This window comes from Pseudomonas baetica (assembly GCF_019733355.1).
Classification (GTDB): domain Bacteria; phylum Pseudomonadota; class Gammaproteobacteria; order Pseudomonadales; family Pseudomonadaceae; genus Aquipseudomonas; species Aquipseudomonas baetica_A.
The window spans coordinates 21,616-29,584 of sequence record NZ_JAIHLQ010000061.1; the positions used below are offsets into that span (position 1 = coordinate 21,616).

The 7,969-nt window shown below is 57.4% G+C and carries 7 protein-coding genes and 1 pseudogene; 7 read left to right on the forward strand and 1 reads right to left on the reverse strand.

The window, feature by feature from the left end:
* Positions 1-2 precede the first annotated feature (2 nt).
* The 7 genes from K5E40_RS31725 to K5E40_RS31755 are packed head-to-tail and all read left to right on the forward strand — an operon-like array spanning position 3 to position 7,786.
* Positions 3-416: a TIGR03750 family conjugal transfer protein gene (locus K5E40_RS31725; protein ID WP_221734129.1), complete on the forward strand. Its 414-nt coding sequence runs from the start codon at positions 3-5 to the stop codon at positions 414-416.
* Entirely contained in the window at positions 413-1,054 is a 642-nt protein-coding gene (locus K5E40_RS31730; RefSeq protein ID WP_221734130.1) for a PFL_4703 family integrating conjugative element protein, read from the forward strand. Before K5E40_RS31725 ends, K5E40_RS31730 begins: the two co-directional genes overlap by 4 nt.
* Positions 1,051-1,863: a TIGR03749 family integrating conjugative element protein gene (locus tag K5E40_RS31735; RefSeq protein WP_221734131.1), complete on the forward strand. Its 813-nt coding sequence runs from the start codon at positions 1,051-1,053 to the stop codon at positions 1,861-1,863. Before K5E40_RS31730 ends, K5E40_RS31735 begins: the two co-directional genes overlap by 4 nt.
* Positions 1,853-3,367: a TIGR03752 family integrating conjugative element protein gene (locus tag K5E40_RS31740; protein ID WP_221734132.1), complete on the forward strand. Its 1,515-nt coding sequence runs from the start codon at positions 1,853-1,855 to the stop codon at positions 3,365-3,367. The genes K5E40_RS31735 and K5E40_RS31740 overlap by 11 nt, the downstream gene beginning before the upstream one ends.
* The gene (locus tag K5E40_RS31745) at positions 3,330-3,746 is read left to right on the forward strand and encodes a TIGR03751 family conjugal transfer lipoprotein (RefSeq protein ID WP_221734133.1); all 417 of its coding nucleotides are present in this window, start codon (positions 3,330-3,332) and stop codon (positions 3,744-3,746) included. The genes K5E40_RS31740 and K5E40_RS31745 overlap by 38 nt, the downstream gene beginning before the upstream one ends.
* Complete coding sequence (locus K5E40_RS31750) at positions 3,746-6,490, forward strand: conjugative transfer ATPase (RefSeq protein WP_221734134.1); 2,745 nt, start codon at positions 3,746-3,748, stop codon at positions 6,488-6,490. Before K5E40_RS31745 ends, K5E40_RS31750 begins: the two co-directional genes overlap by 1 nt.
* Before the next feature lie 33 nt (positions 6,491-6,523).
* A complete protein-coding gene (locus tag K5E40_RS31755) occupies positions 6,524-7,786 on the forward strand; it encodes a hypothetical protein (protein WP_221734135.1) in 1,263 nt (420 codons plus the stop codon).
* 68 nt (positions 7,787-7,854) lie between these two features.
* Here K5E40_RS31755 and K5E40_RS31760 read toward each other — a convergent pair.
* A pseudogene (locus tag K5E40_RS31760) lies at positions 7,855-7,969 on the reverse strand (IS30 family transposase); the annotation flags it as partial.

Sequence of the window (7,969 nt, forward strand, 5' to 3'; positions counted from 1 at the left end):
GCATGAACGACACTATCGAACGCCTTGCCGACGGCACTTTGGTCTTTCTGCCGGAGCGACTCAATCGTGATCCCGCCGTATTGCGTGGTTTGACCAATAATGAGATGTGGGTAGCGCTCGGTCTCGGCGCACTCGTCGGCCTGCTGCTGGGCGTTCCTCTGGCGATCGCCACCGCTTCCATAGCCGTGGCACCGACCGGCATGATTGCGGGCATGGCGGTGGTGCTATTGGCCGGTGGCACGCTACTGCGTCGGGCCAAACGGGCCCGTCCCGAGACCTGGTTGTACCGCAAGCTCGAATGGGTATTGGCCAGCCGTTGGCGCCTGGGTCGCGGGAGTTTGATCCTTCACTCCGGCGCCTGGACGATCCGTCGCTCGCGTCGGCTGCGCCCTGCTCTGTCCCGGAGGCAGCGATGAGCCGTTTTCGGAACAAGGTGGACGCCCAGCAGGCCCACATCTTCAGCCTGCGTCTGGCGGTAATGATCCTCACCCTAGTCTGTGCCGGACTCTGGTATGGCTGGCGCTCGGCGCCGACCGATCTGACCGTGCATGTACCGCCAGATCTGCGCTCGGGCAGCACGCGCAAGTGGTGGGATATCCCCTCAGAGAATGTCTATGCCTTTGCCCTGTATATCTTTGGCCAGCTCAACCGCTGGCCCTCGGATGGCGAGCAGGACTATCGCCGCGCCATCTATGGCCTGCAGTCCTATCTGACACCCGCCTGCAAGACCTTCCTTGACGGTGACTATGAGTACCGCAAGGCCGCCGGCGAGCTGCGCCAGCGGGTGCGTGGCGTCTACGAGATTCTCGGCCGAGGCTACAGTGAAGATCCGGAACTCAGGGTCAAGCAACTCGATCGCGACAGTTGGCTGGTCAGGCTCGACCTTAATGCCGATGAGTATTACGCCGCCGAGCCGGTGAAACGAGTGGTGGTGCGTTATCCATTGCGCGTGGTGCGATTCGACTTGGACCCCGAACGCAACAAGTGGGGACTGGCACTGGATTGTTATCAGGGCACTCCGCAAAAAATCTCGCTGCCTGGAGGTGAGCCATGATGCGGATGTCTACCCTGGGACTCACCGTCGTACTGATGTTATGCGGTGGTGCAGCGCAGGCCGTCGAGTTGATGCGTTGGGAACGCCTCCCCCTCGCGGTCCCTCTTGTGATTAATCAGGAGCGGGTGGTCTTTATCGACGAGGCTGTTCGAGTTGGTGTGCCCTCAACCCTGACAGGCAAACTGCGTGTGCAATCAACTGGCGGCACGCTGTACCTGCGCGCGTCAGAAGCCATTGCACCGACCCGACTGCAACTGCAATCGGTCAAGACGGGCGAGATTATCCTCTTGGATATCGCGGCCACTCCCGGCGATCACCCGCTGGAGCCCGTACGTATTCTCAAGAATGCTCAGGGGCAAGCTACCGAGGCTGAATCTAGCGCCGTCCCTGCTCCAGAACGCACACCGATCCCGGTCGCTTTGACGCGCTACGCCGCGCAAAGCCTGTACGCGCCGCTGCGCACCGTAGAATCCCTACCCGGCGTAAGCCGCGTCCCGCTCAAGCTGCGCACCGAACTGCCAACCCTGCTGCCGACCGAAAACGTGTCCAGCACACCCATCGCCGTCTGGCGACTCGGTGATTACTGGGTGACGGCGGTGAAGTTGCGCAATCGTGGTTCAAAGACGGTGCAACTCGATCCACGGCGGCTTCAGGCCAAGCTGTTCGCCGCGGCCTTCCAGCATGCTTTCCTCGGGCCTGTCGGCAGCGCTGAAGACACCACGATCGCGTACCTTGTCACCCGCGGTGCCGGCCTCGAACAAGCGGTGCTGCTCGCGCCCGTTGCGCGAGGTGCTGACGATGAAAGCTAACGCCTTGCTCAAATGGCTGGTGCCGGCTGCGCTGCTGGGCGTGGTGCTTATCATCCTGAAAACTTGGGTCCCGAGTGGCAGCACGCCTTCTCCAGACCACCCAGTTGATCAGGGCAATATTCAACTATCCGCCGAGCAAGCCAAGTCGCTCGGCATTGCGGGCGATACCCCACGCGACACGGTCGCCACCCTGGTCGGGCAGGTGAAGGCCATGCGCAGCGACATGCTCGGTTTGAAGAAACACAACGATTCGCTGCAGACGGAAAACAACCGCCTGCGCGAGCGGGAAAACAGCGTCGATTCGCGTATCCAGACGGCGCTTGGCAGCGTGACCCAGCAGGTCGACGAAGGCCGCCGCCAAGCCAACGAGGCCCGGCTCAAAGCGGAACAAGACAGTCGTCAGGCTCGCGGTCTGCTGACGCAATTGCAGGATCAGTTGTCGGGACTGGCTGGCAAAAGCAAGGACATGCCGATCGGATTGGGGCTTGAGCCCGGCGACGGCGCTCAGTTCGAAGGGCGGCATTCTACCAATGATGCGCTGCAGTGGATTGAACCCTCGGATGCTCCGTCCACCGACGCCAGAGGCAAAACCACGACTTCCTCCGCACTGAGCCTGCCTACCGCCTTCAACTCGCTGGAGGGCATGAAAAATAACGCCATTGATCGCAGCCAGAAACAGCTACGTGCAGTTACCAAGGGTGAGCGCGACCTGACGCGATCCGTTGATCGTACCAAAGGCGCGAAGCCGGTCTACACGATCCCCGAAAACGCCACGCTGTTGGGCTCGGTCGCCATGACTGCGCTGATCGGCCGAGTCCCGGTGGACGGCACCGTGAATGACCCCTATCCCTTCAAGGTGCTGGTCGGTCCGGAAAACCTGACCGCCAACGGCATCGACCTACCGGACGTCGCGGGGGCCGTGATGAGCGGCACGGCGTCCGGTGACTGGACCCTGTCCTGCGTACGCGGACAGGTCGAGTCAATTACCTTTGTTTTTACCGATGGCACCATCCGCACGGTGCCGCAGCCGAAGGCGATAGCCAGCCGTAATGCCTCCACCCAGAGCTCGAACACCGACAAGATCCGTGGCGGGCTCGGTTACCTGTCCGATCCGTATGGCATTCCTTGCATCGCTGGCGAGCGCCGCTCGAACGCCCAGCAATACCTCGGCAGCCAGAGCCTGATCACTGCCGCCGGTGCCGGTGTCGCAGTGCTGCTTGGGGATGAGCGGAACAACAGCAGCGTGATCAGTTCGGGCGGCAGTGCCTTCGGGGTCACCAGCAGCAGTGGCAATAGCGCACTGAATTCAATTCTCAGTGGTGGGGTCAGCGACATCCGCGAGTGGGTCAACAAACTGTACGGCGAAGCCTTTGCTGCCGTGTATGTGCCACCGGCCGCACAGGTCGCACTGCACCTCGACCATGAGATCACCATCGACTACGAGCCCATGGGCCGGAGCGTTCGCCATGAAAAAGACCATGCCTCTCTGCCTGACCTGGATTAGCTTGCTCTGCTGGGTCCTGGCGGGGTGTTCCACCGACAAGGAGACGCTTCTGCCCCATGGCGAGCAAACCATGATGGATATCTGGAACGGCGCCGGTTCGAAAGGCACTCAGCAGCAACTGCTGGATGCTCGACAGCAGTTACGCCGCCCGCTGGCTCAGGCAGATGTCTCCGCGGCTCTCCAGGAACCGTACACGCGCACAGCGACGAACGAGATCCACAATTTGTTTCCTCGCCTGCCCAATCCCGATCTGGTGCTGTACGTGTATCCGCATTTAAGTGGCACCGAGCAGGCACCGGTTCCGGGTTACTCCACAGCCTTTCCGTTTTACCAACGCGTGCAGTACGCATTGCCGGGTGAACGTCAGGAAGACTTGTAGTGCGTACCGACGATTCGCGGAACCGTACTCCTGCGTGGAAAGCTTGGCGCAATCCATTGCGCCCTCGTGCCACCTTGGCTGATGAAGCCGCGCTCTATGCGCACAACCCCAGCTTCACCGATTACCTGCCGTGGGTCGAGTACATGGACGCCGAGCAGTGTTTTCTGCTCGACGACAATCGCTCGGTGGGCGCGGTGTTCGAGTTGCTGCCCATCGGCACTGAAGGGCGCGAGCCCGATTGGTTGATGGCGGCCCGCGATGCCCTTGAAGATGCCCTGCAGGATAGCTTTGACGAGCTGGATCAAGCTCCTTGGGTGGCGCAGTTTTTCTGCCAGGACGACAACGACTTCACCCCCTACCTGACCCGGTTCACCGATTATATTCAGGACAAAGCACGAGGCACCGTTTTCACAGAGGCATATTTGGAGGTGAGCCGCCAGCATCTGAAGGCCATTGCCAAGCCTGGCGGTCTGTTTGAGGATAAAGTGGTGACACGTCTGCCGTGGCGTGGCAATAACCGCCGGGTGCGCCTGGTGGTCTATCGCTGGCTTGACTCTGACGCTGAGGAGGCAGGACTCACCCCTGTGCAATCCCTGCAACAGGCTTGCGAACGTATTGCGGGTTCGTTGCAGGCATGCGGTGTGCAATCGACGCGAGTCGATGGGCAAGGTCTGTATGCCTGGTTGTTGCCCTGGTTCAATCCAGCACCCAAGCTCACCGATGAAGCACCCGAGGAGTTCTACCACCGCGTGGCCTATCCGGAGTCGGTCGACGGTGAGTCGCTGGAACTGCCCTTCGATCACGATTTCGCCGAGCGCCTATTTTTCAACGAGCCCCGTTCGGATGTCCAGCGCGGACTCTGGTTCTTCGATGGCCAACCCCATCGGGTCATGGTGGTGGACAAGCTGCGCCGGGCTCCCTTGATTGGTCAACTCACCGGAGAAACCCGCAAGGGCGACGCAGTGAATGCCCTGTTCGACCAGTTACCCGAAGGCACGGTGATGAGTCTGACCTTGGTGGTCAAACCGCAGGATGTACTTGAGGATCAGTTGAATCGCCTGGCGCGCAAAGCGATCGGTGAAAACCTGGCCTCGACCCAAACCCGCCAAGATGTTGAAGAGGCTCGTGCAATCATCGGTCGCCAGCACAAGCTGTACCGAGGAACCCTGGCGTTCTACGTGCGCGGTCACGATAAGCAGCAATTGCACCAACACTCGGTCAGCCTGGCCAACGCGCTGCTGGGTGCGGGGCTGCAACCGGTACGCGAAGGCGATGAAGTCGCCGCCTGCAACAGCTACCTGCGTTGGTTACCGATGGCTTACAACCCGGCTCGCGACACGCGCAACTGGTACACCCGCCTGATGTTTGCCCAGCACCTGGCGAACCTTGTTCCGGTCTGGGGCCGCAGCATGGGAACCGGACACCCCGGCATCACCCTGTTCAATCGTGGTGGCTCGCCGTTGAGCTTTGATCCGTTGTCACGCCTGGACCGGGCCATGAACGGCCATCTGCTGTTGTTTGGCCCCACCGGCGCCGGCAAGTCAGCCACCCTGGTCACCCTGCTAATGCAGGTCATGGCGGTGTACCGCCCTCGCTTATTTATCGTCGAGGCCGGCAATTCGTTTGGTTTGCAGGGTGACTACTTTGCGACACAAGGCCTCTCGGTCAACAAGGTCCAGTTGAAACCTGGCGCTTCGGTCAGTCTCGCCCCCTTTGCTGATGCTTGGCGCCTGGTCGAGCAGCAGGACCAGGTCGCGAGTCTGTCGATCGATGAGCTGGACGATGAGGCGGTAGCAAGTCGCGAAGACCAACGCGATGTTCTTGGCGAATTGGAAATTACCGCTCGACTGATGATCACCGGCGGCGAGGCCAAGGAAGAGGCGCGCCTGAGTCGAGCCGATCGCAGCTTGATCCGCGAATGCATTCTGGATGCGGCGCGTGTGTGTGTCGCCGCGGACCGTCAGGTACTGACCCGCGACGTGCGCGACGCTTTACTGCGCGTAGCCGCCGACACGCACTTGCCGGAGAAGCGTCGCGGGGGTGCCCAGGAAATGGGCGAGTCCATCGACCTGTTTTGCCAGGGTTTCGAGGGTGAACTGTTCGATCGCGAAGGCACACCTTGGCCCGAGAGCGATGTGACCATCGTCGATTTGGCCACCTACGCTCGCGAAGGCTACGAAGCCCAGATGTCCATCAGCTACATCAGCCTGATGAACACCGTGAACAACGTTGCCGAACGCGACCAGTACCTGGGGCGACCGATCATCATGGTCACCGACGAGGGCCATATCATCACCAAAAACCCGCTGCTGGCGCCATTCGTGGTCAAGGGGACGAAGATGTGGCGCAAACTTGGTGCTTGGTTCTGGTTGGCGACGCAGAACCTTGCTGACTTTCCAGCTGCCGCGCAGACCATGCTCAACATGATTGAGTGGTGGATTTGCTTGAACATGCCGCCAGCGGAGATCGAGGAGATCGCGCGTTTCAAGACGCTCACTTCGGCACAGAAAGCCTTGCTGCTCTCCGCCAGTAAGGAGCCGGGAAAATACACTGAGGGGGTTGTGCTATCGAAGAAGCTCGAAACGCTGTTTCGGGCCGTGCCACCTAGCCTCTATCTCGCCCTGGCCATGACGGAGCCCGAAGAAAAAGCAGAGCGATGGAGGCTAATGCAGAGCGAAAAATGCTCTGAACTTGAAGCCGCCTATCAAGTAGCAAAACAGATTGATAGTATAAGAGGCATGTAGCATCCAACACGAAAATCTGGAAAATCCAAAACCATGCAATGGCAAGCCCCCCAGACCCCTATAATGATTGATGTCATCTGTTATGACACACAACACAAAGACCTGTTAACCAACAAACCTTACCCCGCAAACGCTATAATCGAACTTATTAAATCCCCAACAGAAATACATCCAGCAGACCTATTAACCTACATGATGGTTCACCGCAAAGGTTCTGGCCCCGCTGAATACTCTAGCATCCAGAATCTCCGCAACCACATACGAACCATGGCGGAACATTCTCAGCTACTAGTCGATTTTAATGGTGGATCGGTTCGAATACAGCAGACTGTTTCTGATGTGCCAGGAGATATCACAACTCGGCTAGGTGAGGCCGTTGGTCTTTGCATTATTGACAAGTTACACGACCTAACCTTACCAGACTGGACTCCAATTCCGGAACTAAGGGGAAAAGGAAAAAGCAAAAAAACCCTTGACTTTATAACCAACACTGCAAGCTCCAGCACGCAATTCATTCAGATTGAAACAAAAGGGGCGCATGTACCAGACAATAATAAAAAAACGGGCTCTGTTCCGCATCATAAAAAAAGCATCTTAGGAAAGAAACTGGCTCAACGTCCACTTGGAGTCTCCAATACGCTTTACTATGGCGCGATTGGCTCGTTCGACAAGGATACAACCCGGAACGCTAAATGTTGGCTTCTTGACCCCCCTGGCGAGTTTATTGATAGATCACCAGTAGATTATCGAGTCCTCGCGAGGATGACATTTATCGAGAACTGGATCAGACTTATTGCGCCGCAGTCTGCTCTTTCACGAGATTTATACGCACGCCTTCAAAAGCTTAATACCTCAAACGACATTTTCCAATATAACAAACAACACCTTAAACCCAAAAAAACAGAAAACTACGAAAATCCATTTCTTTCCCGCAACACTTTTATTAAAGGAGAAAACACCGGCGGGCTTTCGATTTGGATTGGTAACGGGCAATTAGCATTTGTCGGATTTGAGGCCGAGCTATTTCAGCAAGCAATGACCCAAAATTTTGACGAGCTACTGACCTATCGCAGAGAAGCTAAAACGGAGGTAAAAACCGTAAACTTTTCTCTCCCCCAATACTTTATCACTCGAACGCCTCAATACTCAGGAGAAACAGCTATATCCAAACCAATTGGAGCTCGAAATTTAAAAGAAATCAATGGAAATATCACATTTGAAATGACTGGAACTCTAAACTATAGCCAATGCGGGCTGGTTACTGGCATCCTAGGCTACTCCAACACAAACAGATAGCACACAAACTAAACACACCATTAGCGCATGATTATAAGGGGCGGTTGCAGGAACTGAGTGCAACACAGTTATTGAATTGAAGTGGGCGCATCGTGCCGCATAACCACGGCCATTTGCATCACCTCACCCATCATTTCGATCGGACATTTGAAATCGAAGCGTTTACGGGGGCGCATATTCAGT

Excerpts from the sequence above, each read along its gene's own strand:
- K5E40_RS31740 (WP_221734132.1), top strand. The coding sequence starts at position 1,853 with ATGAAAGCTAACGCCTTGCTCAAATGGCTGGTGCCGGCTGCGCTGCTG.
- K5E40_RS31730 (WP_221734130.1), top strand. The coding sequence starts at position 413 with ATGAGCCGTTTTCGGAACAAGGTGGACGCCCAGCAGGCCCACATCTTC.
- K5E40_RS31755 (WP_221734135.1), top strand. The coding sequence starts at position 6,524 with ATGCAATGGCAAGCCCCCCAGACCCCTATAATGATTGATGTCATCTGT.
- K5E40_RS31735 (WP_221734131.1), top strand. The coding sequence starts at position 1,051 with ATGATGCGGATGTCTACCCTGGGACTCACCGTCGTACTGATGTTATGC.
- K5E40_RS31745 (WP_221734133.1), top strand. The coding sequence starts at position 3,330 with ATGAAAAAGACCATGCCTCTCTGCCTGACCTGGATTAGCTTGCTCTGC.
- K5E40_RS31725 (WP_221734129.1), top strand. The coding sequence starts at position 3 with ATGAACGACACTATCGAACGCCTTGCCGACGGCACTTTGGTCTTTCTG.